Origin of the sequence: Methanoregula sp., from assembly GCA_026625165.1 — an archaeon.
Classification (GTDB): domain Archaea; phylum Halobacteriota; class Methanomicrobia; order Methanomicrobiales; family Methanospirillaceae; genus MVRE01.
Genome location: CP112999.1, coordinates 231,605 through 257,301 on the forward strand (window position 1 = coordinate 231,605; position 25,697 = coordinate 257,301).

The window sequence follows — 25,697 nt, forward strand, 5'->3', positions numbered from 1 at the left end:
ATCCTGGAATGCATCAGCAGGTCCCGCCGCACCCACAGCCACACCCGTTATCTTTCCGACCGGTTTTTTCCGGCGCTGCAGCCCCCTTCTTCCGGCCTTCGCCTTTCCAGCATGCGGCAACGACCTTCTCAATGTCGTCAGCCGTATAGGTTTTCGACGGCCCCTTGGTGATGCCCAGCCCGGTTATGATAAGATGCTGTCCGGCTGCAACGCCCTGTGCGCCCGCGATCTTCTTAGCGCAGATCATCGGGCAGCCATCGAGGATGACGACTTCGTCAGCGTTCATCGCATTGGCAAGAAGGCTCTCGGAACCGGTGCCGAGCAGCGCGAGGCAGGCGATGTTCCCATAGCCCTCTTCCGTCAGCTGGAGAGCCGCAAGGTTGGTCAGTTGCCCGACATTTGCCTGCCCTGCACAGGGAAAAATGATCCGCTTTGGTTCGTTCTGTCCGCATGAACATGGTATCTCCGTCATTCTATCCCCCCGTAAGCATGGCTTTAATCTCATTCACGTCAGGCACCCGGCCTTCCGCCCGCACCTTGCCATCGATGAAGAGGGCCGGTGTCATCATGATCCCGCGGTTTACGATCTCATCGATATCATCGACCTTGACCACATCCGCAGTGATCTTCAGGTCCTTTACTGCCTGCCCGGCATTGGCAAAAAGCCGTTTGCACTTGGCGCAGCCGGTTCCGATAATTTCGATTTTTGTCATGGTTTCACACTCTGTACGGGATGGCCGGCATTATGTCCCTGCGCCATGGTTATGGAATTCTTCAAGGATGACACGGGCATATTCGTCCTCGACATTCGGAGGGATATAATTGAATACCTTCACCCGTTTCAGCAGCGCCGAACGGATCTCTGCCTCATTCTGCAGCCTCTGTGTCTTTACCTCTGCGATGCATTCGTCGAGCATCGTGAGACCAGTCATGATCCCGTTAATCTGTACCTTTCGGATACGCCGGAGCGAATCTGCCGCACAGCACGGTGTCTTGCCGTTATCCATGTCTCATCTCCTGAATTCAACCTCCGGCTTTTCAATCGGAATTTCAAATTTTGTTGAAATAGGGTGCACAGGGTAGGATTATATACTTTTGCATTTCAGATTAATTTGAAATGACACGACCGGCCCGGTCCTGTTGCGGTCCGCCCGCACGGAAGGGGAAGAAGAAAGAGTCAGTAATCCCCGACTCGATCCAGTCGGATCTCGACCGTATCGGCGGGATTAAGACGCTTGCAGCCCGGCTCCCGAAAGATGCGGATCTCAAAGCGATGAGCCGGGTGTACCGCGCCCTGTCCGATCCCCTGCGCCTGAAAATCCTGTACCTGATCAAAGACCAGCCGCTCTGTGTCTGCGTAATCAAGGAGTTTATCCATATCGCGGACTCAAAGCTCTCCTACCATCTCACCATCCTAAGAGAGGCCGGCCTGATCAAAGGAGAATACCACGGGAACTGGATCATCTACAATATCACGGAAACAGGCAGGGGTTATGTCAGCAACCGGGCAGAATCATGACCGCGATTGAAGCCCTGAGGCTTTTCAAGAATTTTAACGGCGTTAAGGCAGTGAACGATGTCAGCCTCGCAGTCAAAGAAAAAGAGATCTTCGGGTTCTTAGGCCCCAATGGTGCCGGAAAGACCACGACCATCCGGCTGCTCACGGGTGTGCTGACACCTGATTCCGGTACGGCACGCATCGGGGGCATTGACATCCACCGCCACCCGCTGGATGCAAAGATGCTCATGGGGGTCATACCGGAGAGCAGCAACGTCTACGGGGATCTTTCTGCGGAGCAGAACCTGCACCTGACCGGGAAGTTCTACGGCCTGCCCCGGGACGTGCGGTCGCAGAGAATTTCCGAAACCCTCGCCCGGCTGGGGCTGTACGAGCGGCGCACAGATCCAGTCCGCACGTTCTCCAAGGGGATGAAGCAGCGGGTCAGTATCGCCTGCGCAATCATCCACCGCCCGCCAGTCCTCTTCCTTGATGAGCCCACGAGCGGGCTCGACGTGCAGAGCCGGCGGCTCGTGACCGATACGATCCGGCATATGAACCAACAGGGCAGCACGATCTTTCTTACCACCCACAACATCGAAGAAGCAAATTCCCTTTGCGAAACTGTCTGCATCATCAACAGGGGAAATGTTGTTGCGACCGGAAGGCCTGAGCAGCTCAAAAAGACGTTTGACACCACGCAGTCAGTGGAAGTGTCATTTGACCGGAATGTGGGAAAGGAGTTGTTTAAAAACGAAGCGATTGAAAAAGCGGAACCCTTTGGTGACAAATGGCGGCTGTATACCACCAATCCCGATGGCGTTGTCAGGTTTGTCAGCACGCTTGCCGAAAGGGAACACCTGACTATTACCTCCATTGCGACACCCGGGCCGAGCCTTGAGGAGGCATTTGTGAAACTGACGGAGGGGCCATGAAGGAACTGCCGCTGTTCCTCCGGGGCATCCTTGTCATTGCCGAGAAAAACATCAGGATATACTACAACAAGGCACCGGTATTCATCTTCGGGCTCCTCTTCCCGCTGTTCATGTTCCTTGCCTTCTTCATCGGGCGGCACCTCGACCTTGCGGCGTTCTTCCCGGGTTTTCTTGCCATGACCCTCTTTTTCACCGCATCCTCAGTAGGGCCGCTCATCACCCCATGGGAAAAACGGGACAAGACCTACGAGCGGCTGCTTTCATATCCTGTCACGCTGGAGAGCATTATCCTCGGGGATATCGCGGCAGGGGCATTCTTCGGGCTTATCATCACAACGCTGGTGTGGCTTATAAGCAGCGTTTTCCTGCACCTGGCTGTCGGGAACCCCGCAATCCTTCTCGCAGCACTTCTTCTTGGCACGGTCACGTTTGCCGCGCTCGGCACGCTGCTGGCATCACCGGCATCGGATACGCCGTCCAATGTAATGATGCTCTCAAGCCTTGTGCGGTTCCCGCTCATCTTCATCTCCGGTATTTTCATCCCCGTCAGCCAGATGGCCGGTTGGGGGCTTATACTTACTTACATCTCCCCGCTCACGTACCTTGTTGACCTGTTCAATACAGGCCTGACCGGCAGTTCGGCTTTCTCACCTGCAGCCGATTGCGCTGCACTGATAATCGTGATCGCGGTATTCATCCTAGCTGCACGGTTCATCCAGGCCCGGAACCTGGTAAAAGGGTTATAAGAGGGAATTATTCAAAGAATTAAAACTGTTCGCAGGTCGGCCGGCCTCCTGCACTCCGCAGGCCATTGTCACTTTAGCCCGGCAAGGTACCGTAAAAAAGGATGAGTGTTATTTTGCAGCTGCCGTTCCACCGGCCTTACATCCTTCACCACGGAAGAGCGCCCACTCCTCGCAGGAGGTGCCGTTTGTGAATTTGCACATGCCGTACTCGCTGCCATCGGCATTCTTTTTAATCTCGGTCGTGCCGCCAACCTTGCCGCAGTTGACAGAGGCAGGGTTTGCCATCCCGGGCGCCTTAGCGGTTGCCGGGGGCTCAACGCCGGCCTTGCAGCCTTCGCCGCGGAAGAGCGCCCACTCCTCGCAGGACGTACCGTTTGCGAATTTGCACATGCCGTACTCGGCACCAGCCGGGTCTTTTTTGATCTCTAAGGTTCCGCCCTTGTCAACGCAGGAAACTGAGGCCGGGTTAGCCATGCCTGCTTTTGCCGGGGCTGTGGGTTGTGCGCCCGGGGCCGGTACTTGTGAGGACTGCTGTGTGCAGCCGGCGATGAAGATAGCGGCGGCAAGGCAGAGCAGCAGTATAAGGACAATTCCTGTTCTGGTCTGCATGATATTACCATCACCAGTATTGGAAAGAATCTGTTAAAAAGAATAGGTTGACAGTAATTTTTTTGCAGTTATAAAAAAATTATAAAACGGCTCTGTAGAAATGCTTAGAAATCCCAGCTCTTAAAGCTCCTGGGGGTGTTTGCCGTTCACGCAGGGAAGGGCAAACTGGAGAAGATATCCATCAGGATATCTTCGATATGCGACTGTAAAGGAGCACGAGAAGACATCTGTTGGGATGTCTTCGAGTTACATTGCTCCCGCCGCTGCCGCATCCCCCACAATGCGATATCACTGGAACAAGTTAGGGCAATATGGATAATAGAAACGAGGTTTTCTACAGAGCCTATAAAACCTGCTTCATCCGTGCCACATATTCCTTCAGCTCCCGTTCCATCAGTTCAGGCCGGCCTAAGTTACGCCCGACAATCGCAACAATCGCGCTGCCGACAATCACCCCGTCAGCGCCGGCATTGGCGCACACCTTTGCGTGGTCCGGTGTCGATATCCCGAAACCGAGCGCGAGCGGGAGGGACGTGTATTTCCTGGCACGGCCCAAAAGGTCGATCGCCCCGGTCTCAATGCTGTCCCGCACGCCGGTCACGCCGAGCACGGATACGAGGTAGAGATATCCGCGGGATTTTGCTGCAATCTTTTTGATCCGTTCGTCTGAAGTCGTCCGGGTGATAAGAAAGATCGGGTCGATTCCGTACCTGCCGGCAGCGTCGCAGGCCTCATCCGACTCTTCGACCGGCATGTCAGCGATTAAAATTCCGTCAACTCCGGCATCCCGCGCCTCTTTATAGAACCGTTCTATGCCGCGCCGGTACACGATATTGTAGTACGTGAGCAGCACGACCGGGACACCGGAGAACCTGCGGATCTCTTTTACAATCTCAAAGATGACTGACGGTGTCGTGCCAGCCGCAAGCGCCCGGTCGTCCGCTCTCTGTATTTCAGGCCCGTCTGCCACCGGGTCGGAGAACGGGACGCCCAGCTCGAGGATGTCGGTCCCGCCGTCGATGAGCGCCTTTGCGATCCGGATACAGGTGTCCTTGTCCGGGTCTCCGCCAACGGTAAACCCGATGAAAGCAGGTTTCCCCCTCTTTTCAAAGGCACGGGTGATCCTGCTCACAGAATACGCCCCCTCATCTTTGCCACTTCAGCAACGTCCTTGTCCCCGCGCCCGGACAGGTTGATGACGACGATATCGTCCCTTTCAAACCGGTCCGCGTTCTTCATCAAATACGCGACCGCGTGGGCGGACTCGAGCGCCGGGATGATCCCTTCTGTCCGCGAGAGGAACGAGAACGCCTCCAGGACGTCCGAATCGTTGACCGCCGTGTAGGTCACGCGCCGGCTGTCTTTGAGCATTGCATGCTCCGGGCCAACCCCCGGGTAATCGAGGCCGGCGGACACGCTGTGCGTAGGCAGCACCTGCCCGTCCGCATCCTGCAGGAGGTACGAGAGCGCCCCGTGGAGCACTCCCGCCTCTCCTGCGCAGAGCGTTGCCGAATGTTCACCGGTCTCAATTCCCTCTCCTCCTGCTTCGACGCCGATGAGCTCCACATCGTCCTTTAAGAAGGGGGAGAAGATCCCGATCGCGTTCGAGCCGCCGCCAACACACGCTACGATGCAGTCGGGGAGCCGCCCCTCTTTTTTCATCACCTGTTTTTTAGTCTCCCTGCCAATCACCGACTGGAAGTCCCTGACCATGAGGGGGTACGGGTGCGGACCGACAACCGACCCGATCAGGTAATAGGTGTGCTCAACATTTGCCACCCAGTCGCGGAGCGCCTCGTTGATCGCGTCTTTTAAGGTCCGGGTACCCGATTTCACCGGGATAACCTTTGCACCCATCAGCTCCATCCGGAAGACATTAAGCGCCTGCCGCTGCGTATCGACCTCCCCCATGTAGACCTCGACGGGGAGTCCCAGCACAGCTCCGACGATCGCAGTTGCAACACCATGCTGGCCGGCTCCGGTCTCGGCAATCAGCCTTTTTTTGCCCATGTGTTTTGCGAGCAGCGCCTGTCCGAGCGTGTTGTTCAGCTTGTGCGAACCTCCGTGCACGAGGTCCTCCCTTTTGAGGTACATCCTGCACCCGAGCTCCCTGGACGCATTGGCGCAGAACGTCAGCGGGGTCTCCCGCCCGGCATACTCTGAAAGCAGGGAAGAAAGTTCACGGGAAAACGCCCTTGTGGTGCTGACCTTTGCATATGCGCTTTCGAGTTTTAGCAATGCACCCATAAGAGTCTCCGACACGTACTGCCCTCCGTATGTCCCGTACCGTCCTTTCTTTTTCAAAATCACGCACTCCTGCATGCAGCGATAAATGCCCTGACCTTTTCATGGTCCTTGATCCCCGGGGAGATCTCAACACCGGTCGCGACATCGACCGCGTAGGGCCGGACTTTTCGGATCGCATCGGCCACGTTCTGCGGGTCAAGGCCCCCGGCAAGGATGACCGGGACCTTCGAGCGCAGGACGGCTTCACGGGCAGAGGAGAGGTCAAACGCCTTCCCGCCCCCATGGCTCTCATCGATGATGATCGCATCGCAGTCTTCGGGCAGGGGTTCGTTGCGCCCGACTGCCCGGATCACTTTCACCCCGTTGCCATTTGCGAATTCAAACGGGTAAAACACCTGGACAGCATCAGGGCAGATCGCGAGGATCCCGCGGAGTTCTTCTTTAGACCGTGTATGTGTTACGGCAACCGTTGTCGTGAAAGGGCCGGCGGCAGCAAATATCTCTTTTGCACGCTGCAGGGTAACCGATCGCTTTGACCGTGGCGAGCATACGACGACACCGATGGCATCTGCCCCGGCATGGCCGGCAAAACGGGCATCAGCCGGGCTGGTGATCCCGCAGATCTTTATGCGCATACAAATTCCTCCAGTTTTTTTGACGGATGCTGGTGGGACATGATGGAAGACCCAATCAGGAACGCGTCGCAGTACGGCTTTAACTCCCTGACATCATCAGCTGACCGCATACCGCTCTCGGATACCACAAGCCTGCCGGAAGACCTTATTTTGGGCGAGAGCCTGCGCGTGGAGTACCGGTCGATGGCAAGGGTTGCAAGGTTACGGTTATTAATCCCGATGATAGCGGCCCGGGTTGAGAGCGCAAGTTTCGCTTCATCTTCAGTGTGGACCTCAACAAGCGGTTCGATCCCTGCATCAAAGGATTCGTCAACAAACTCCGGGAGCCGGTCCTGCAGCACCGCCGCGATGAGGAGCACGGCGTCCGCCCCCAGCGAACGGGTCTCCTCCAACTGCCTTGCATCGATGATGAAGTCCTTTCTTAGCACCGGCAACGTGACCGCGTCTTTTACCTGTGCGATGTCCCGGGCGGAACCTCCGAACCAGTAGGGCTCTGTCAGGACAGATATTGCCACGCAACCTGCACCGGAAAGTGCGCGTGCCATCATCGCCATGTCCACATTGCGCCTGATCACCCCGCGGCTTGGAGAGGCGCACTTGATCTCGGCGATTACGGCAGTACTGCCGTTCCTGCTGCGGATCGCGCCGGCAAGGCTGGCATGGTCACGCCGGGCCGGGTAAGGAAACGATGCCGGAAACCGTGCGACCCGCTTTTCCGTGCGCCGGATGATCTCGTCGAGGATCATGCCGCCTCCCGGGTCGCCTCGATCAGCGCATCGAGCCTGGCGAGGGCATTTCCGGAATTAATTGACGTTTCAGCAAGCCGGATCCCCTCGTGAAGGTCCTGTGCCTGGCCCCCGAGATAGATTGCCGCGGCAGCGTTTAAGAGGACAATGTCGCGGGCAGCTCCTGCCTCCCCGTCCAGCACGGAGCGCAGGATCCGTGCATTCTCCGCCGCATCCCCGCCGGCGAGGTCGCCCGGCAGGGCCGGTTTTATGCCGAACGCATCGCACGTTATCGTGTAATTCCGTATTGTGCCGGCATTCAGTTCGGATACCAGCGTCTCGCCGGTTGTCGTGATCTCATCGAGACCGGCCCCGTGCACGACCATTGCCCTGGAGAGGCCCAGAAGCCTGAGCACTTCTGCTACCGTGCCGGTAAGGCCAGGGCTGTACACGCCGAGCAGCTGCGCCTGTGCCCCGGCAGGGTTTGATAACGGGCCGAGGATGTTGAAAACCGTCCTGAACCCGGTCTCCTGCCTTGCTGCAGCCACATGCTTCATTGCCGGGTGGTGGGCGGGGGCAAAGAGGAACGCGATCCCCACCTGCCCGACGATCCGTGCCTGTGCTGCCGGGTCGGCGACAAGGCTGACCCCCAGCGCGGCAAGCACATCGGCCGAGCCGCACCGGCTGCTCATCGCCCGGTTGCCGTGCTTGACAATGGGGACACCGGCGCCCGCGGCGACAAATGCAGAGGTGGTGCTGATATTGAAGGTCTGTGCACCGTCCCCGCCGGTCCCGCAGGTGTCGACAAGTGGTTTTTCCGTCACCGGCTTTACCGTAACAGCGCGGGCTCTCATCACGCGGGCAAGCGCGGCGATCTCTTCGGGAGTCTCGCCTTTCATGCGCAGGGCGGCAAGGAATGCTCCTGCCTGCGCCGGTGTTGCGTCCCCGTCCATGATGATGTTCATGGCAGCTGCTGCCTCATCCTGCGCCATGTCCTGTCGTTCCACTAACTTTGCAAGGATATCCTTGAACAGGATCTTCCGGGTCATGATCATGCCACCCCTTTGCCGTCAAGGAAATTCTTAATAAGCCGGTCGCCTTCCGCAGTCAGGATGCTCTCGGGGTGGAACTGGACGCCTGTTATGGGGTACCGCGTGTGCCGCACTCCCATCACGTACCGGTCGTCCATGCTTCTTGCACAGACCTGCAGCTCTCCGGGCAGGGACTCCTCGCTTGCAACGAGCGAGTGGTAGCGGGTTGCAGTAAACGGGCTTTGCACTCCTTCAAAGATGCCCCTGCCGTCATGCTGTATTGCCGAGGTCTTCCCGTGCACCAGCCGCCCTGCCCGCACCACTTCCCCGCCAAAGGCAGTGCAGATCGCCTGGTGTCCAAGGCAGACCCCCAGCGTCGGGACCTTTTTGCTCATTGTGTCAAGCACTTCAGGGCAGACCCCGGAGTCCTGCGGTGTCCCCGGACCCGGGGAGAGGATGATCCGGTCACACCCGGTCGCCTCCAGCCGGTCGAGCGGGGTGTCGCAGGTGAAAACGAAAGGGTTGCCGCCAAGCCGTCCCACCTGCTGGTAGAGGTTGAAGGTGAAGCTGTCGTAGCAGTCGACGATCAGCACTTTCATGGGGCGGCACCTGCCCGTTCGATTGCCCGCAGCATTGCTGCCGCCTTGCTCTCAGTCTCGTTCCACTCGTTTGCAGGCACCGAGTCAGCCACGATCCCGGCCCCGACCTGGATGAATGCACGGCTCCCCTGCAGGATCACGGTCCGGATCGCGATCGCAAATTCAAGGTTTTTGTCAAAACCGATGTACCCGACCGCCCCGGCATAGATCCCGCGGTCCTGTGTCTCCTGCTCTTCGATGATCTGCATCGCACGGATCTTGGGGGCCCCGGACACAGTCCCGGCAGGGAAACAGGACCTGAGTGCATCATAGCAGTCAAGGTTATCTTTTAAGATCCCATGCACTGTCGAGACGATGTGCTGGACATGGGAAAACTTCTCGATCCCCATGAACTCGGAGAGCTCCACGCTCCCGAACCGGCAGACGCGCCCGATGTCGTTTCGCGCAAGGTCCACGAGCATCGTATGCTCGGCCAGCTCTTTTGTGTCCGAAAGGAGGTCGCGGCCAAGAATCTCGTCCTCATCCGCGTTTTTCCCGCGGGGCCGTGTACCTGCTATCGGTACGGTGGTCACCCGCCGGCGCTCGACCCGCACGAGCATCTCCGGGCTTGCACCGATCACCTTCTCGCTGCCAAAATCGAGGTAGTACATGTAGGGGCTCGGGTTGATGGTGCGCAGCGCCGCATAGATCGAGAACGGGTCGCACGAGACCTCGCATTCCACGCGCCGCGAGATGACGGCCTGGAATATGTCACCGGCAGCGATGTGCTCCTTTACCTGTTTTACGGAATGCTCGAATGCCTCTTTAGAAACGGAGGGGATGTAATCCGGGGCTGTTTTTTGTCCCCCCTCCTGCCGGTAGCCCGGTGTTTTTCCTGAAGCGAGCCCTGCGATCTTCGTTTGAAGGGCCCGGATCTTTGCCACGCTCTTGGTGTATTCACCGGCAGGGTCTGAATCATATGTCAGGAACGGGGATGAAAAGATGTACATCTTCTTTTCTGCATGGTCAAAGACAATGCAGTCCTTGCTGAGCATGAACCGGGCATCATGACCGGTGCCGGCGGCCGGCCGGCCGGCTCTTCGTTGCGCATTGACTTTTTCAAAGAGCGAGTACACGCAGTCATATGCAAAGTAGCCGACCATGCCGCCAAAGAACCGGGGGGCTTTTACATTCACGTAATGGAACCGGGACAAAATCGACTTTATCCGGTCGACCGGGGTTGTCCCATCGGGCTCCTTTGCAATCGAAACAAACGGTTCGTTGCCCTGTACGTCCACCGTACCGCCAAGGGTTACAACCAGCTCAGGATCGATGCCGATAAACGAGTAGCGTGCGATCTTCTCGCTGCCCTCCATCGATTCGAGCAGGAACCCGCAGCCGTCCCGTGTGCCCCTGTACACATCGAGGGGCGAGACATCCGGCAGCGGCAGTTGTGCGCACAGCGGGATGACCAGCGGTCTTGGCTGGGTGTCCACAATCAAAATAAATTCATCAATTCCCAGATTGAGGTCCATGTCTTCTTTTGTTAATGCAATATCCAGTCCACCGGCATCACCGCCCGGAGCGTTGCTCGCGCAAACGCAGGGGTATATTTTTCAAACAATCGCCGCCAATGGTTTTTGGCCCGGCTTCCGGGATTATTTATTCAATAGCGGCAACTATCTGGCATAACCGTGTACTTTGTATATATTTATACATTGTTGTAGTTTTTTGTATAACGATGAATAAAATTTTACATAATTCCCGGTAAACCGGCATAAAATGCCAGTGGTAAACCTGTCTCTCAGGGGCCGGTGAAATGGGGAAGATCTACAAAGGATACTGTGCGTGCCTCAAAAGCTTCTGGCCCGGGGTTATCCGGGCGGCAGCCATGACCAGGTGCGGCTGTTATTGCCCCTGGTTGTTACGGGAGTTTTTTATTATCCCCACCGGTTATGGCGCGTTTTGGTTACATTTATCATAATCTGCCGTGCAATACCTCTTTTGCCGAATTGCCGGACCTGCCCGGCGTGAATACCGGGCCCGTGGGTGAAATACCGTGGAGATACGCACAAAGACGATCCTGATCCTCACCCTTACCCTCGTCACCCTCATTATCATCATTGGGATCGCCTCTGAGATCCTCGTCGCGGGAGGATTTGCCCGGGTTGAAGACCAGGCAGCAGCGAAAGACACGAACCGGGCCCTTGCCGCGCTTGCCGATGATATCAATACGCTGGATGCCGTGGCAGTAGACTGGATCTCCCGTGGCCCGGGAGAGAGCTATTTTTCAAAAGGGTCTGCGGGGGGGGTCCCGTCCACCCTTGACGACCAGACTTTTGAGCGGCTTGCCCTCAATTACATTCTCTTCACCGATGCATCGGGCACCGTGGTTGCAGGACGGGGGTACGACCTCGAACAGCACCAGACGATTCCAATCCCCTCTGCCCTTACAGATATGGTCGCCCCCTCATCCCCGTTACGGGACCCGCCGTTCATGGAGAACGGGACCATGGGTATTGTACAGACCCCCTCGGATTCCCTGCTTGTTGCAGTACGGCCCGCCCATGCGCCTGGAGCGACGGGCGTACCCACGGGCTACCTTATCATGGCCCGGAACCTTGACGCCAACGAGGTCTCCCGGCTCTCGGTGATGAGCCAGCTTGACCTTGATATATGGAAATACCGGGCGAACGGACCAAAAGGAGAGATCGATGCCCAGCTCGCCGGCTCTGCACCGGCAGGGGGGCAATTCCTGAACCGGACGGGCCCCGATTCTTTCGAGATGGATGCCCCTGCCCTCCGGCAGATCAGGGACACTGAGACGATCTATGGGTACGCCCTGGTCCGGGATGTGTACGGGCAACCGGCGCTTGTCCTTGCCGCAGAGATCCCCCGTGACATCTCCAAACAGGGGACATCCACGATACTGTATTTCCTCACGCTCCTGTTAATCTCGGGTATCATTGTCGGGATTGTGATGGTAGCGCTTGTCGAACGGACCGTGCTTTCGAGGCTGCTGTCGTTGTCATCCCATGTCTCCACGATTGGCACAGGGAGGGATTTTTCCGCCAGGGTCTCAGTGCCTGGAAATGATGAGATCACGGACCTTGCAACAAATGTCAACAGCATGCTTGGCGAACTTGAACAGTGCCAGCTCGGTCTTCAGGTACGCCTGAGCCAGAGTGAAGAGAATTACCGGCTGTTCTTCAACAGCATCACCGATCCTGTCATCATCTGCCAGTACAGGGAAGGAGAATTTTTGGGCATCATCATTGAAGCAAATGATGCAGTAATCGACGTTTTGGGATATTCACGGGAAGAGTTGTTCACCATGTCACCCGGGGCATTTGTCAAAAACGGAGAACAAAACGCCGCCGTTTCCGGCCGACTCCGGGCAGATGGGTATGCCATATTTGAGTCCGTGTATCTTACGCGGAGCGGCATGACGATCCCCGTTGAAATCAATGCCCACGTCTTTGATTATTTTGGCCAGAAAGCCGTCCTTGCAATAGCGCGGGATATCACAGAGCGTCGTGACATCGAACGGCTTAAAATGGAAGCGTTCCAGCAGATTGAGAAAAATATGCAGCAGTTTGCCATCCTCAATGATCATATCCGGAACCCGCTCCAGGGTATCATTGGCACTGCCGATATGATCGAGCATAAACATTCGGGACGGATCATTGAGCTCGCCCGTGTCATCAATGATATTGTGGACAAGCTGGACAGGGGCTACCTGGAGTCCGAGAAGATCCAGGAATTCTTACGAAAATATTACGGTGTTGACAAAAAATAGGTGTGATATTCCGGTTGTGACATATTTTTTTTGGAATGGAAATACCGCAGCGGGATATCTGCGGTCCAGCCATGAAATTTTCCGGACATTATATTTATCAGCTCGTGCGTAAATACGCATTGTTTGCCCAATAATCCTGATTAGTCCGTTTTACATCCGGATATATAATCGAAACATTTATTTGGGAAAATCGGTGCGTGGTCGACCATGCGTTGGTGTGCGAACGACAGGATACGCAGGATTGCTGTTATTTTCATTATCTTAAGTGTTATCCAGATGGCAGGAACCTATGGGTGGTTCACATCAGGGGTTCCCCTGATTGGGTTTGCAGACGCAAAAAATGATGGGGATAATGGCAACTCCGGCGGCGGATCCGGAGGCGGGAATGCAGGAGGCAACTCCGGCGGCGGATCCGGGGGCGGGAATGCAGGAGGCAACTCCGGAGGGGGCGGAGGAAACTCCGGTGGCAATTCCGGTGGCGGATCCGGAGGCGGGAATGCAGGAGGCAACTCCGGAGGGGGCGGAGGAAACTCCGGTGGCAATTCCGGTGGCGGATCCGGGGGCGGTCAGGGACAAGGACAGGGCCAGGGATCCGGAGGCGGTCAGGGACAAGGACAGGGCCAGGGATCCGGAGGCGGCCAGGGACAAGGACAGGGCCAGGGATCCGGAGGCGGCCAGGGACAAGGACAGGGCCAGGGATCCGGAGGCGGACAGGTACTTGTGATTGACCTGAACACAGCGAGGTCTGCCGGAGAGAAGATCTCAGTCCAGGAAAACACTATCCGCTTCGAACACGGCACGTATACAATAACGGTCAAAACAAAAGACACCCCACGGGAAGACCAGGGGGAGCTGAGCGGAGAAATTGAATCTATTACACTGCAGGGCACACCGGTTAAAGCTCAGTATACCGGCAAAGGTGCAGTGTCCGCATCGTTCGGGGCTGACCTGAAGACCCTTCCTGTAACGGGTGCAACTGTGACCGCATCGCTTATCGAAAAACCTGATGACCAGAGCAGGGCCGCATTCGAGCGTGCAGCTGAAGAGAACGGGTTTGCCGTTGACTCAGTTGCGTATGCCATGAAGGTGGACAAGTCCGGACTTGAAGATGGCAGGGATGTCGGACGGGCGACGGTCACAATGACGGTCTCGCCGGCATGGGTTCTTGAACACGGCGGGTTTTCCGGGATCCAAATTGCCCGGTTTGCCGATGACGGGAGCTCGGAGATCCTTGCCTCGTCTTTTAATGGTATCGATGCCGATTCAAATATGGTCTTTACAGGCACATCACCGCGGGGTCTTTCCATTTTTGCGTTAATCTCGATAAAAGCCCAGGATCAGCCGGTTGCCCCCCAGCCTGTCACGATGCCATCCAAAAGATCTGACGCTTCTGCAACCATGGTATTTATCCCGCCGATCCTTTTATTCGCAGCATTGTTCCTGATCAGGAAGACCTGATATTTTTTATTTTTCCAATTCCCTCATTCTGTTCCGGAGATTAAAGGGAGGATGTTGAATTTATTATACCTGGTTTTTGGGACGGGAACAGGTATCATGCCTCCACCCTCACTCCCCGCCCGCGCAGCTCATCGGATTTCTTCTTTGAGCACTCCTCGCACCGGAATTCCGGCTCCCGGTCCGAAGTCCTGTCATAGTCTCCCGACCGTACGAGCCGGTAACCCCGTGCGACCTTCCCGCAGTCTACGCAGGTGATATTTTCCTTTACCTCCCACTGGGCGGCAAGCGACTGGGACGTAAAAATGAACTGGTCGACCCAGAAAAAGATGAGCCCGCCGACCAGGTTTGCCACAATCGCGGCGACCAGCTGCCCCATGGACACAAGCAGGACACCGACCCCGGCGAGGATGGGGGTGCTCGCCTGCCAGCGCAGGAGGTAGAGCCCGTAGCGTTTGAAATTGACCTGCATACCGGAACATAGGTGCCGGAGATATAAGCGTTGCGCTCGTGCAGGAGGGCTTTATATTTCGCTCACTAATAGGTACGAAGGACTGTAAAACATGCGGTGGTTCGGCGAGCGGTCACTGGGCTGGGTCTTTGTCACGCGGATGATCGGGATCATCTCGTTTTTGATCATTGCCGTCCTTGCAAACATCCTCATGTTTTACGTGTCAAACCCTGTCTACCAGTCCGGTGTCGGGCTCTTAAACGACAACTTCTGGCTCCTGCTCATTATCGGGCTCATCATGTTTGTCGCGGACATCTTCACCGCGTTCCCGTTCCCCCTTGACCTTCCCTCCCCCATCGTCCGTGCAATCGGGAGCGTCTTTATCATCGCGTTCATCCTGCGTGTGTTTGAATGGCTGGATTTTGTTACGGGAAGCAACATTTACCAGTTCTTCTGGTTCCTCTCGTTCATCCTCGTGCCGGTCGTCTTTTTGCTTGTGCTGGCTAACGGCTACTACGATATTATCCGCCGGCTCTTCCGGTCGGGCATGACCAACGGTGCCGGGCCGGCAACGCCCGACCCGACGATCGGCACACCAAGGGCTGCGTCCAACGGGAACGGTGTCAAGTCATGGGAGGAAGTCGGCGTCGAGTTCCGCATGATGGTCTACGATATCCTCCACCGGTTCCGCGAGGAGATCCGCGGCGACCGCAGGTGAGTGGCAGGTGTTTTTTTCCCTTTTGAGCTGACAGGTACATGGGAATACCATGGAACCGGTGAGGGTGCACGGCGGGATCTTTTATAACGGGGACTGCATCTCCGGCGCACAGGCGCACCTCCCGGATGGTTCCGTTGACCTGATCATCACCGACCCGCCATATGGCATCCGGGGCGATACCCTTCACCGGCACTACAACCGGAATGAGCAGTGCGTCATACCCGGTTACGTTGAGGTCCCGCAGGAGGAGTATGCGGACTTTTCAGCCCGCTGGGTGCGGGAGGCGGAACGGGTGCTGCGCCCGGGAGGTTCGCTGTATATCATCTCCGGCTACACGAACCTCTACCATCTCCTGCACGCCCTAAAGGAAACTTCGCTTGCCGAGGTCAACCACATCGTCTGGAAGTACAGCTTCGGGGTCTTTACCCGCCGCAAGTATGTCTCATCCCATTACCACATCCTCTATTACGAAAAACCAGGCGGCAGGCGGACGTTTAATGTGGAGTCCCGGTTTGGCCTGACGGAACGGACTGACGGGGGCCGGTCGCCCAATTCACAGGACCGCGAGGATGTCTGGCCAATCAACCGTGTGTACAAGCCGGGGCAGCAGAAGAACAAAAACGAGCTGCCGGTTGCGTTGCTTGTAAAGATGCTGCAGTACAGCAGCAATGAAGGCGACCTCGTCTGCGATTTTTTCCTTGGCGGGTTTTCGACTGCACAGGCGGCAATCGGGCTTAACCGGCGCATAGTCGGGTTTGAAATTTCAAAAGAGATGTTTGATGCAAAAGTCCGTCAACTCCGGCAACTGGAGCCCGGGTATCTCCTTGGCTCGCTGCGGACGCCGGTCCCCGGGCATATAAAAAACCAGGGAATGCCGTGGACGGCGCGGGAACGCACAGACCTTTCGCTCCGGTACAGGGCGCTGTGCGGACAGGGGCTGTTAAAAAAGACCGTCATTTCCATGCTCTGCGAGGAGTTCGGGCGGGGACGCTGGGCAATTGAAAAAGCGCTCCGGAAACTCTAAAACTTAATTAAAAAAAGGAAAAATTTGTGTAAGATTGTGAACGATTAGAAACGGGGCTTCCTGTGCTTTGGAAGGCAATCCCTACAGTAAACTGGTCTTCCCTCTGTAGGCTTGAAGGGGACTTCACACTCTTTGCCGCAGTCTGAACAGACTGTTTTTGTCATCTCGCGGGGGCCGAAATTCTTCGGGCCGCCAAAACCTCTTCTTTCCATTGTTTTACTCACGCAGGTTTGACGCTGCGAATAAATATCGACCCGCTGGGTATAAATACATCTGCATAGCTTTGCACTTAATGCCATTTACGGGATAATCTCGCAGCCATTGTATTTCTCGTGGGAAAAATCAGCCGGTGACAGAACGCCGCCTGCGACCATCGCCCGCACCTCCGGGAGCGCTCCTGTAAGCGCGTCATGCAGGTTCTCCACGGTGCCGCAGACAAGCTTCTTTCCCTCGCCGGTCCACGGGTGCATGATATGTGCGTACAGGCACCTGCCGCCGCAGAAGTCCCGGATCCGGCACCCCGCGCAGTCCCCCCCGACGTCAATTTTGCGCAGGCCGGCGGGACTGGTTGTGCTGATATGCCCGAGGTAGTACTGCCGCATGCCGACCATGATGGGGCACGGTGCGATGTGCCCGTCGGTCATGATGCTGTAATTCGCATGGCCGGACCCGCAGCGCAGGGGGCTTGCCCGCCCGTTCAGGAGGTCGTCTATCGGGTCGACAAACGGGTACCAGCGCGGCACACGGTGGTGTTCGGCCATCAGGTCCACCCAGCGCCGTACGAGATCGCGGATGCCGGGGTTGTATCGCTCATTTACCCATGATGCAAACTTCCGGCTGGAGAAATCGTCTGCAAAGCCTGCGTCCAGCTGCCAGTGGATGGAAGAAAAGGAATGGTCGGGGTTGTCCCAGAGGCAGGTGACAGCATCGGCAATATCGGTGTCTTGTGTCACCGTCATCCTTGCGATCAGTTCTCCGGAGAACCCTGCTGCACGGATCCGGCGCACGTTTCCCATCACCTTCCGGTACGTCCCGGCCCCGCGGTGTGCATCGGTGAGCTCCTCCCTCCCGTCAAGGGAGACAAGGATGGTTGAGAAACGGTTCACGTACTCCGGTGAAAGCCGGTCGAGCAGGGTCCCGTTGGTCTGGATCATAAACCGCCGGACGGGGGCATTGTCCATGATCGTTTCTACAAGCTCCCGTTTCAGCAGGGGTTCGCCGCCGTAGAATGTGACCGTTGGCGAGGGGTCGTTTTCAAGGAACCGGTACAAGGTGTCGAGGTCATAGTCAAGGTCGGCCGGCAGCCCTTCATCGATGTCAACTGCGTTGCCAGCTCCCGCGATACTCTCGTCAAACGCCCTCGCCCGGCAGTAGGAGCAGCAGAGGTTGCAGTCGTCGGTGAGGATAAGGTGGTAATACAAAAAAACCTATCATTGTTTGTTGTGAAAACCGATAAATATTGCAGCCATAAAATACGGTTGCCCGGACGCGATGCATGTTCTGGCCATCCCAATCTTTTTTTCAATTTGAAGACAGGTGCATAAAAAAAATTCCCGGTTCACGGACAACCATTTATGGGATGGAATTATTATCCTAATGAGAGATGGACCGGATATTATTGGCCATCGTGCTTGTATTTCTTTGTGTCCTGTCTGAATATCCTCTTTTGTTCCCGGTGCAGGAAATACCGATGCCTGCCATTTCCCACCTGGCCGCCCCGGCTCTCAATATGACCCCGTATCCCTCAAATCAGACCGCAGTCCAAACAGCAGTCATAAATCCCGTGCCTGTAACCCTCCCTGCTCCAGCTCCTGTCCCTGCGTGCAGCAAAACCCCTCCCTCAAAGATCCTTAAAGACAGCAGGTTATGGTTCACGGTTACAGTCCCTGAAGACTGGAATGCAACCTCAGCATGGGAAGCGGGGGGCGGCACTTGGCAGGGACTGTATTTTTACACGTACCTCGGGGTTGAAGAATTTGATACGAATCGCAGTATATGGCGGATCAATTCTACAAAAATCTTCATTATGACCTATACCATCACCAGGAACCAGGACCAGGACTACCGGAATTATTATCGCGGGAACTGGGTCCCGGTCCCTGTTGAGTCAACCGAGACAATCAATGGGATCACGTTTGACAGGTTTGAATCAAAAGGGCAGGGGACCGCCGTAGCATACGTCGGAAAAAAGACGAGTGCAAATGGACGGGGGTATGCAACGCTGATCCGGTATTTTGTTTCGCAGGATGAATGCCAGGAAGATATCGAGGAGGTCGTGCACACCTTCAGGTACCTGAGCAGCCGGGAAATCGCCCTTGGGAATGTGACCGCAAATGAGATCTCGCTGTTTTATCCATAATTTTTTTAAAAAAAAAAATTTGGTTTTTTAAATATCCGGTAATAATCGGCAGGAGCAGGAAATAAAACGTTCTGCTCATTGCGGATTTTTGCACACAACCTATAAGCACTCTTTTTCTCAATGTCTGGTAATGGCAACGGGATTATTCTATAATGAGCGTATCGAGGCGATGGAACGAGGCGGGCTCGACGCACTCATCGATGAACGTGTCCGGTACACGGTCCGGTACGCAAACGGGCACTCGCCGTTCTACCGGCACTGGTTCCGGAAGAACCGGATCAATCCTGATAAGATCCGCACCCATGAAGACCTGCTCCGCCTCCCTGTTATCTCTGGCAAAAGCATCCGTGAGAACCAGCCGCCGGTTACCAGAAACTTCGGTTTCCTCTCTTCTGACCTAAAGGACGTGTTCACTATCCAGGAGACAAGCGGGACAAGCGGGACTCCCAAGAGTTTCTTTCTGACATGGGACGACTGGAAAAGGTACGCTGAGAAGTACTCGCGGAGTTTTGTGTCGCAGGGGTTCTCCGGAAACGACCGGGTCGTGGTCTGCGCCAGTTACGGCATGAACGTGGGGGCAAACACGATGACACTGGCGGCGCACCGGATCGGCATGACGATCATCCCGTTTGGCAGATGCGATTTTACCCCCAGGGTGCTCTCCAGTTACCGTCCCACGGCAATCGTGGGCAGCGTGTTCAAGCTGCTCCGGCTCGCACGCCGGCTCAAAGATGAAGGTGTCCGCCCGGCTGGCACGTCAATCGAGAGGCTGGTCGCGGGAGGGGAGAGCTTTGCCGATGAGTCGCGTGCGTACCTTGCGGAGCAGTGGGGTGTACCGGTCTACAATACTTACGGGAGCACGGAAGGGACGATGTGCGGGGAGTGCCAAAAATTATCCGGCCTCCACGTCCCTGAAGACCTCGTCCACCTTGACGTATACGACCCGCAGGTGAAGTCGTTTGTGCCGGACGGCGAGTGCGGGCGGGCAGTGCTCACAACGCTGCTTGAGGAAGGCACGAAGTGCGGCACGCTCCTGATCAATTACGATACCGAGGACACCACGGTCGTGCTCTCCCGGGAACGGTGTGGATGCGGGAGGACGCATATGCGGATCATCAACCCGCAGCGGGAGGCAGAGACATTCTGGTTGTTCGGGAATTCCATGAACCGGGTCGATGTGGAGGCCGGTGTCTTCCAGCCTGAAAACATGCAGTACCTCAACGGCGAGTACGAGGCGTTCCTGTATGACGGCGGATCGGACGATGAGGTGGTGATGCGGGTCAGTGTCGAATGTCCTGACCCGGACCGCTGCGACAGGCATGCGGTTGAAGAATCATTTACGTCGCGGTTTTTAAAATTCAAACCACTTCTTGCACAGCACTTCGCTGATGAGTCCTTCCAAATCATATTCAATTATACTGTTCCGGGAGGTCTTGAACTGCACAAGCTCAGGGGCCGGGCAAAACGGCTCGTTGACCGGCGCTCAGGGTAATCCCCGGGCATGATAAAAAAAATTACCGGTACACCGGGTGCCCGGCAATGCCCGGGATTTTTTCGCTCACCCTGATCGGCAGGCGCCCCGGGCAAAAATTTTACCGCCATAATCGCTGCGCATGGCGCGTGGATTGGATATCCGGCCAGACTGAGTGCGGCACATGATAAAAATACGCGCTTCCTGTTGCCGGTCCGGCATTCCGGGCAAATTGCACGGGTATTGAAACGGCGCGTTTTTGGCCGTTTGATATGCAAAATGACCGTTTTACCCCCTCCAAACCGGAAGTTCCGACGGCTACCGGCGAGAAACCTTTTATAGTATCAGACGGAACATCTCATTATCAAAACTCCCGTCGGGGTTTTGAGGTGTTTTGAATGGGACAGAAAGTTGGAAAGGAAAAAATCACCCGTGAGAAGGGTTACCTGTATTTTGTCGGAAAGGATGGATACGTCTGGGCAGCCCCCATGAAGTCCAACCCGGGCGGCAGGAAGAAGAAGGTCGGCTCCGAGAAAGTTGCAAAGGAAGCCGGCTATATGTACTACATCGGGAAGGACGGGTACGTCGCAAAAGCGAAGATGAAGAACGCATAAACCTTTTTTCCCTTAATCACTTTTGCACCCCTCGCCCCTGTGGCGGGGGAAAACAACAAATCCTGCGGGATTGTACGCGTCCCGTCCGGTTGTCCTGGCATTTTTTTATCGTATCTGCAAAGTCAACGACAGGTTCCACACCTGCGCATTATGCCCGTGGATACCGCATCAGCGGCCAAACAGGTCTTTTCCGTCACGGGCCCGCAGGTTTGCCATAAACGTCCGTGCGAGCAGGGGTGTTACTGCCTGCGGGGGCAAACCCAGGGTCCCGGCGGTTCTCCGGCACAGGTCCATGGGGTCCGGTGTTCCCATGCCCGCTGCCGCGATAACTGCATCATGGATCTTCCGGAGCCATGCAAGGGCGTCGGTCATCCGCTGGTAAGCACAGATCCCCTCACGCGGTTCATCCCAGGATGAGAGCAGGACGTTGACCCCGTCAATATTTTTGAGTCTTTTTATCGACCGCACGGATGCCGGCACATCATCATAGACCGGCAGGTTGCCCGGCACCGGGACTGCATCGCCTGAGAATAGTATCCTCCCGCTTTTCAACAGCAGTGATACCGAACCCGGGGAATGACCGGGAGTATGGAACACCACGAGGTCAAGGAGGTGGTCCCCGTCAAGGTCGAGCACATCGCCGTCTTCAAGCACACGGCCGACGTTTGCCGGCCCACCGACAAGCACGTCAAAGCCCGGGACCGGCCGCTCCCTGTTCTGTAAAGAAACATCTTCGATCCACCGCTGTTCAGCGGCATGGATTGCAACCGTGCAGCCTGTTGCCTGCTGGATTTCCTGCGTCGCCCCGATATGGTCCGGGTGTGCATGGGTCTGGACAATAAGGGATATCTCCGCAGGGTCGCGGCCGGTCGACCTGATGTAGTCAAAGATCACTCTCCCGCATCCTGCGACCCCGGTATCTACGAGCGTGATCGTCCTGCCGCAGATCATGAACACATTGACAAACCTGTCAAGTACGATGCCCGGTGCAACCGGAATTTTAAAAGGCAGCCGGAGGGCGTGGACGTGGGGGGAGACCTGCATGCGGACCCATAAAATATCTGGGAATGGTCAGTTATGAACCCTCTGCACGGTATTGTCGGGGGCGGGGTGCATTGGACCGCCCCCCGTTGTTCCCGAGTATCCTGCAAAATTTTCTTATGCCGGCCCGGGTGGCCGGCCCGGCCGGGGCACAGGGAAAAAAAGGGCGTTTGATTTTTTTAAAAAAAGATTGTCAGGTCCCGACATGCCCGGCAAGTTTTCCCCGGAACTGGCTCATGTACAGCTCGAAGTAGAAACCCTTCCCTGTCATGAGTTCGCGATGGCTCCCGCGTTCGATAATCTCACCCTTGTCAATTACAAGGATCTGGTCCGCGTGCCGGATCGTGGAGAGCCGGTGCGCAATGATAAACGAGGTCCTGCCGCGCTGCAGCTGGAGCAGCCCTTCCTGGATCAGCTTCTCGGTGCGGGTGTCGACGTTGCTTGTGGCTTCGTCAAGGATCAGCATGCGGGGGTTTGCGACAATCGCCCGTGCGATGGTGATCATCTGCCGCTGGCCCTGCGAGAGGTTTGCTCCGCCGTCGGTCAGCAGGGTGTCATAGCCCTGCGGCTGCTGCATGATGAAGTCATGGGCGTTTGCCTGTTTTGCCGCGCTGATGCACTCCCCGTCTGTGGCCCCCTCCCTCGCGTACTTCAGGTTTGCCATGACCGTGTCGGTGAACAGGAACGGCTCCTGCAGCACCTGTGCGATCTGGACCCGGAGGGTGTCCTGCCGGACGGAGCGGATGTCCTGCCCGTCAACCGTGATCGCCCCGTTCTCGATTTCGTAATAACGGGTGAGGATGTTGATGATCGTGCTCTTGCCGGCACCCGTCGGGCCACAGAGCCCGAAGACCTGTCCGGGCTGTGCATGGAATGTGTTTGCATGGAGTACCCTCCGGCCCGGGACATAGCTGAAATCGACCGCGTCGAACGCCACGTCGCCCCTGATGGCAGGCATCGCGGGGGCGGCGGGCAGATCGGCGACTACCGGCTTTTCGTCCATGATCTCAAAGACCCGTGCCGACCCGACGATCGCATTGAGGATCTGGGCGTACATGGAAAATATCTGTGAGAGCGGGCCCATGAGGTTGAACGAGAACCCGATGAACGATACGAGCACGCCGATCTCAAACCTCCCGTTGATCGCCATGATCCCGCCGATGACAAGGAGCAGGATGCTCTGGAGGTTTGAGAACACGTTTGCGACCGGCTGGCTGACAAGCGCCGAGAACTGTGCCCTTTCGCCCGCCTCTGCGACTTCCCGGCTCAGCCTGGAAAACGTAAGGGACGAGGCCTTCTGCCGGCGGCTCGCGATCACGGTCTTTTCCCCGGAGAGCCATTCTTCACAATACCCGTTTATGTCCCCGGTTTTCTGCTGGAGCAGGACGAACGCGGGGCCCGAGACTTTTGTGATCAGCCAGGAGATCCCGACAAGCCCGAGCACGACAAGGTAGGTGAACGCGGTCAGAGCCGGGCTGATCCAGACCATGAGGATTGTCGTGATGATTACGGTCATCACCGACTGCATTGTCTGCAAAAAACCGATGCTCAGGTACTGCTCGATCACCTGGGTGTCGTTGGTGACCCGGCTCATGAGCTCGCCGATGGGGCGCCGGTCAAAGAAGCCCAGCGAGAGGGTATGGATGTGGGAGAAGAGGTCCATCCTCAGGCGGAGCAGGGCGTCCTGCGCAATATCGGCAAGGAGCCGCTGGGAGATTGCTCCGCTGATCCAGAGGATGATGCCGATGGCGGCAATCCCGTAGATCACCCGGTCCAGGGGCGCGGCCGGGCCGGGCCCCGCCGCCATGATCGTGGTGGCGTAGCCCATCAGCAGCGGGAGTGCCGAGAGCATAAGCGAGTACAGGACCATGAGGACGAGCAGGAAGACAAGTTTCCCGGTATGGGGCCTTAAGTAGGCAGAGAACCTCTTTATGGTCGGGTATACCGGCGGCATCTGGCCTGGGTCTCCCACTGGGCGTGCAGCGATCATGGCCCGCCCCCGGTAACGATCCCGCTGCCCAGCTGGGAATCGTAGATCTCCCTGTATTCCGGGCTCTGCGCCAGAAGGTCCTCGTGGCGCCCGGCCGCGATGATCCCGCCGTTCTCAAGGAGGATGATCCGGTCCGCTGCGATGACGGTGCTGATCCGCTGGGCTACGATCAGCTTGGTGACGCCGGGGAACCGCTGGTTCACCGCGTCCTGGATCCGTGCTTCGGTCGCGACGTCGCAGGCGCTTGTGCTGTCGTCAAGGATCAGCACCTTCGGCTTCTGGGCAAGGGTGCGGGCAATGCACAGGCGCTGCCTTTGCCCCCCGGAAAAGTTTGTCCCGTGGCGTGCGACCGCCTCATCGTACCTGCCCGGGATGTTTGCAATAAACGTGTCTGCATCCGCGTCCCGGGCCGCAGCGACCATGTTCCCATCGGACTGGTCGGCCGCCCCAAATAGGATGTTCTCCCTGACCGTTCCGGAGAAGAGGTTGGGCTGCTGGAGGCAGATCCCGACAATTTCGCGGAGCCGGTCCTGCGGGATGTCCCGGACATCGGTCCCGTCAATGGTGACCTGTCCCCGCGTGACATCATAGAACCGGGGGATGAGCTGGACCAGCGTGGACTTCCCCGACCCGGTCGGGCCTAAAAAGCCGACCGTCTCCCCGGGCTCCGCGGTAAAACTTATGTTTTTTAAAACAAGGGGGCCCGGTTTTCCATCGTTCCCGATGTATCCGAACTCCACGTTTTTAAAAACCACCTTCCCGTGCACGGAACCCGCGCCTGGAACAATCGCACCAGGGCGGTCCCGGACCTCTGCCTCCGCGTCGATCACTTCAAAGATCCGGTGGAACGACGGGCGCGAGGCGGATATTGCCGGCAGCACGGCGCCGAGGATCATGAACGGCATGATCAGAAGGAAGAGGTACTGGACGGACGCGGTGACCTGTCCAAGCGAGAACCCGGTGCCGCGGAGGACCTGTGTACCGCCAAGGAAATAGATCGCACCGACAGCGACAATGACCACAAAGATCATCGTGGGGATGAGCAGGGCGATGACGTGCTGGGCTTTTAGGGATGCGGATTTCACTTCGCCGGCAACAGAAGCGAACCGTTCGTTCTCCAGCCGCTGCCGGACAAATGCCTTGACCACCCGGATGCCGGCCATGCTCTCCTGTAGCGCCTGGTTCAGCCCGTCATACTTCTTCTGCCTGAGGGTAAAGAGCGGGACGACGATGAGCAGGTAGTAGGAGAGGAGGATGGTGAAGATGGCGAGGATCACCACCATCAGCCAGACAAGGGATGGGGAACGGTAGGCGATAAGCAGGAAGGAGGTGACCAGCATGACGGGGACGAGCGGGAGGTTGAGGATGCCCTGCTGGATCGCGATCTTTGCGTTCTGGACATCGGTGGTGAGCCGGACCAGCAGGTCGCTTGGCCGGAGCCGGTCAAGGTCCCCGAACGAGAGCGCCTGCACCCGGTCATATGCCCCGGTCCGGAGGTAGTGTGCGGTCTGCTCGGAAAATTTGACCGCGATCGCCGTATTGAGCACCTGGCATACCGCTGTGAGGACTGTGGCAAGGAACATGTAAAAGCCGATGGCGAGGATCGTGTTTGTGTCCTGCGCCATGATCCCGAGGTCGATGAGTTCCTGCGAAAGCGCCGGCACGGCCAGCGTCCCGATCGCCCCGCCCACCGTGAGCAGGAGCGAGAGCAAAAGCCACTTCCAGTGAGTCCTCCAGAGCGAAAAAATCCGCATATAATCGTTCATACAAT

28 protein-coding genes are annotated in these 25,697 nt (G+C 56.9%); 11 read left to right on the forward strand and 17 right to left on the reverse strand.

All coding sequences use genetic code 11. The annotated features are described in order from the left end of the window. Window positions 1-13: 13 nt before the first annotated feature. Genes OS112_01240 through OS112_01250 form a run of 3 tightly spaced genes read right to left on the reverse strand, consistent with a single transcriptional unit; the run spans window position 14 to window position 1,007 of the window. On the reverse strand, window positions 14-472 hold the full coding sequence (locus OS112_01240; protein ID WAC05280.1) for a putative zinc-binding protein: 459 nt from the start codon (window positions 470-472) through the stop codon (window positions 14-16). A 1-nt stretch (window position 473) separates the two neighbouring features. Further along, complete coding sequence (locus OS112_01245; protein WAC05281.1) at window positions 474-713, reverse strand: thioredoxin family protein; 240 nt, start codon at window positions 711-713, stop codon at window positions 474-476. A 30-nt stretch (window positions 714-743) separates the two neighbouring features. After that, window positions 744-1,007, reverse strand: coding sequence for a hypothetical protein (locus tag OS112_01250; GenBank protein WAC05282.1), 264 nt, complete (start codon window positions 1,005-1,007; stop codon window positions 744-746). Between the two features lie 110 nt (window positions 1,008-1,117). Here OS112_01250 and OS112_01255 point away from each other — a divergent pair, with 110 nt between their 5' ends. From OS112_01255 to OS112_01265, 3 genes are read left to right on the forward strand one after another with little or no spacing between them, the layout of a single operon-like run. After that, window positions 1,118-1,519, forward strand: coding sequence for a metalloregulator ArsR/SmtB family transcription factor (locus OS112_01255; protein ID WAC05283.1), 402 nt, complete (start codon window positions 1,118-1,120; stop codon window positions 1,517-1,519). Continuing rightward, a complete protein-coding gene (locus OS112_01260) occupies window positions 1,516-2,433 on the forward strand; it encodes an ATP-binding cassette domain-containing protein (protein ID WAC05284.1) in 918 nt (305 codons plus the stop codon). Before OS112_01255 ends, OS112_01260 begins: the two co-directional genes overlap by 4 nt. Continuing rightward, window positions 2,430-3,179: an ABC transporter permease gene (locus OS112_01265; protein WAC05285.1), complete on the forward strand. Its 750-nt coding sequence runs from the start codon at window positions 2,430-2,432 to the stop codon at window positions 3,177-3,179. Before OS112_01260 ends, OS112_01265 begins: the two co-directional genes overlap by 4 nt. Window positions 3,180-3,287: 108 nt before the next feature. Here OS112_01265 and OS112_01270 read toward each other — a convergent pair whose 3' ends face one another. From OS112_01270 to trpE, 8 genes are all read right to left on the reverse strand, one after another. Then, window positions 3,288-3,788 carry a DUF333 domain-containing protein gene (locus OS112_01270; GenBank protein WAC05286.1) on the reverse strand — a complete coding sequence of 167 codons (501 nt, stop codon included), beginning with the start codon at window positions 3,786-3,788 and terminating at the stop codon, window positions 3,288-3,290. 343 nt (window positions 3,789-4,131) lie between these two features. Continuing rightward, window positions 4,132-4,920, reverse strand: a complete 789-nt coding sequence (gene trpA / locus OS112_01275; protein ID WAC05287.1) for a tryptophan synthase subunit alpha — start codon at window positions 4,918-4,920, stop codon at window positions 4,132-4,134. Then, on the reverse strand, window positions 4,917-6,092 hold the full coding sequence (trpB, locus tag OS112_01280) for a tryptophan synthase subunit beta (protein ID WAC05288.1): 1,176 nt from the start codon (window positions 6,090-6,092) through the stop codon (window positions 4,917-4,919). Before trpB ends, trpA begins: the two co-directional genes overlap by 4 nt. A 2-nt stretch (window positions 6,093-6,094) precedes the next feature. After that, window positions 6,095-6,670 (reverse strand): phosphoribosylanthranilate isomerase, encoded by a 576-nt coding sequence (locus tag OS112_01285; GenBank protein ID WAC05289.1) that lies wholly within the window; start codon window positions 6,668-6,670, stop codon window positions 6,095-6,097. Beyond that, a complete protein-coding gene (locus OS112_01290; protein ID WAC05290.1) occupies window positions 6,661-7,416 on the reverse strand; it encodes an indole-3-glycerol phosphate synthase TrpC in 756 nt (251 codons plus the stop codon). Before OS112_01290 ends, OS112_01285 begins: the two co-directional genes overlap by 10 nt. Continuing rightward, entirely contained in the window at window positions 7,413-8,444 is a 1,032-nt protein-coding gene (gene trpD, locus OS112_01295) for an anthranilate phosphoribosyltransferase (protein WAC05291.1), read from the reverse strand. The genes OS112_01290 and trpD overlap by 4 nt, the downstream gene beginning before the upstream one ends. Window positions 8,445-8,446: 2 nt before the next feature. Beyond that, entirely contained in the window at window positions 8,447-9,025 is a 579-nt protein-coding gene (locus OS112_01300; protein ID WAC05292.1) for an aminodeoxychorismate/anthranilate synthase component II, read from the reverse strand. After that, window positions 9,022-10,539 carry an anthranilate synthase component I gene (gene trpE, locus OS112_01305; protein WAC05293.1) on the reverse strand — a complete coding sequence of 506 codons (1,518 nt, stop codon included), beginning with the start codon at window positions 10,537-10,539 and terminating at the stop codon, window positions 9,022-9,024. The genes OS112_01300 and trpE overlap by 4 nt, the downstream gene beginning before the upstream one ends. Before the next feature lie 524 nt (window positions 10,540-11,063). Here trpE and OS112_01310 point away from each other — a divergent pair. The 3 genes from OS112_01310 to OS112_01320 all read left to right on the forward strand — a co-directional run bounded on the left by OS112_01310 (window position 11,064) and on the right by OS112_01320 (window position 14,261). Continuing rightward, window positions 11,064-12,803 (forward strand): PAS domain S-box protein, encoded by a 1,740-nt coding sequence (locus OS112_01310; GenBank protein ID WAC05294.1) that lies wholly within the window; start codon window positions 11,064-11,066, stop codon window positions 12,801-12,803. 325 nt (window positions 12,804-13,128) lie between these two features. Beyond that, window positions 13,129-13,527: a hypothetical protein gene (locus OS112_01315; GenBank protein ID WAC05295.1), complete on the forward strand. Its 399-nt coding sequence runs from the start codon at window positions 13,129-13,131 to the stop codon at window positions 13,525-13,527. Beyond that, window positions 13,524-14,261 carry a hypothetical protein gene (locus OS112_01320; GenBank protein ID WAC05296.1) on the forward strand — a complete coding sequence of 246 codons (738 nt, stop codon included), beginning with the start codon at window positions 13,524-13,526 and terminating at the stop codon, window positions 14,259-14,261. Before OS112_01315 ends, OS112_01320 begins: the two co-directional genes overlap by 4 nt. Window positions 14,262-14,355: 94 nt before the next feature. Here the strand turns inward: OS112_01320 and OS112_01325 are convergent, their stop codons facing one another. After that, entirely contained in the window at window positions 14,356-14,730 is a 375-nt protein-coding gene (locus OS112_01325; GenBank protein ID WAC05297.1) for a hypothetical protein, read from the reverse strand. A gap of 91 nt (window positions 14,731-14,821) precedes the next feature. Here OS112_01325 and OS112_01330 point away from each other — a divergent pair, with 91 nt between their 5' ends. After that, entirely contained in the window at window positions 14,822-15,427 is a 606-nt protein-coding gene (locus OS112_01330) for a hypothetical protein (protein WAC05298.1), read from the forward strand. Between the two features lie 49 nt (window positions 15,428-15,476). Continuing rightward, window positions 15,477-16,451 carry a site-specific DNA-methyltransferase gene (locus OS112_01335; GenBank protein ID WAC05299.1) on the forward strand — a complete coding sequence of 325 codons (975 nt, stop codon included), beginning with the start codon at window positions 15,477-15,479 and terminating at the stop codon, window positions 16,449-16,451. Between the two features lie 44 nt (window positions 16,452-16,495). Here OS112_01335 and OS112_01340 read toward each other — a convergent pair whose 3' ends face one another. Both OS112_01340 and OS112_01345 read right to left on the reverse strand, forming a co-directional pair. After that, complete coding sequence (locus OS112_01340; GenBank protein ID WAC05300.1) at window positions 16,496-16,663, reverse strand: DNA-directed RNA polymerase; 168 nt, start codon at window positions 16,661-16,663, stop codon at window positions 16,496-16,498. 87 nt (window positions 16,664-16,750) lie between these two features. Next, window positions 16,751-17,872, reverse strand: coding sequence for a TIGR04084 family radical SAM/SPASM domain-containing protein (locus OS112_01345; GenBank protein ID WAC05301.1), 1,122 nt, complete (start codon window positions 17,870-17,872; stop codon window positions 16,751-16,753). 182 nt (window positions 17,873-18,054) lie between these two features. Between OS112_01345 and OS112_01350 the strand changes: the two genes are divergently transcribed. The 3 genes from OS112_01350 (at window position 18,055) to OS112_01360 (ending at window position 20,895) form a co-directional block, all read left to right on the forward strand. Then, window positions 18,055-18,810, forward strand: a complete 756-nt coding sequence (locus OS112_01350) for a hypothetical protein (GenBank protein ID WAC05302.1) — start codon at window positions 18,055-18,057, stop codon at window positions 18,808-18,810. A gap of 130 nt (window positions 18,811-18,940) precedes the next feature. After that, window positions 18,941-20,302 carry a coenzyme F390 synthetase gene (ftsA, locus tag OS112_01355; protein WAC05303.1) on the forward strand — a complete coding sequence of 454 codons (1,362 nt, stop codon included), beginning with the start codon at window positions 18,941-18,943 and terminating at the stop codon, window positions 20,300-20,302. A 377-nt stretch (window positions 20,303-20,679) separates the two neighbouring features. Next, the gene (locus OS112_01360) at window positions 20,680-20,895 is read left to right on the forward strand and encodes a hypothetical protein (GenBank protein ID WAC05304.1); all 216 of its coding nucleotides are present in this window, start codon (window positions 20,680-20,682) and stop codon (window positions 20,893-20,895) included. Between the two features lie 168 nt (window positions 20,896-21,063). Here OS112_01360 and OS112_01365 read toward each other — a convergent pair whose 3' ends face one another. The 3 genes from OS112_01365 to OS112_01375 all read right to left on the reverse strand — a co-directional run bounded on the left by OS112_01365 (window position 21,064) and on the right by OS112_01375 (window position 25,692). Next, window positions 21,064-21,939 carry an MBL fold metallo-hydrolase gene (locus OS112_01365; GenBank protein ID WAC05305.1) on the reverse strand — a complete coding sequence of 292 codons (876 nt, stop codon included), beginning with the start codon at window positions 21,937-21,939 and terminating at the stop codon, window positions 21,064-21,066. 190 nt (window positions 21,940-22,129) lie between these two features. Next, window positions 22,130-23,926: an ABC transporter ATP-binding protein gene (locus OS112_01370; protein WAC05306.1), complete on the reverse strand. Its 1,797-nt coding sequence runs from the start codon at window positions 23,924-23,926 to the stop codon at window positions 22,130-22,132. Continuing rightward, window positions 23,923-25,692, reverse strand: coding sequence for an ABC transporter ATP-binding protein (locus OS112_01375; protein WAC05307.1), 1,770 nt, complete (start codon window positions 25,690-25,692; stop codon window positions 23,923-23,925). Before OS112_01375 ends, OS112_01370 begins: the two co-directional genes overlap by 4 nt. Between the last annotated feature and the right edge of the window lie 5 nt (window positions 25,693-25,697).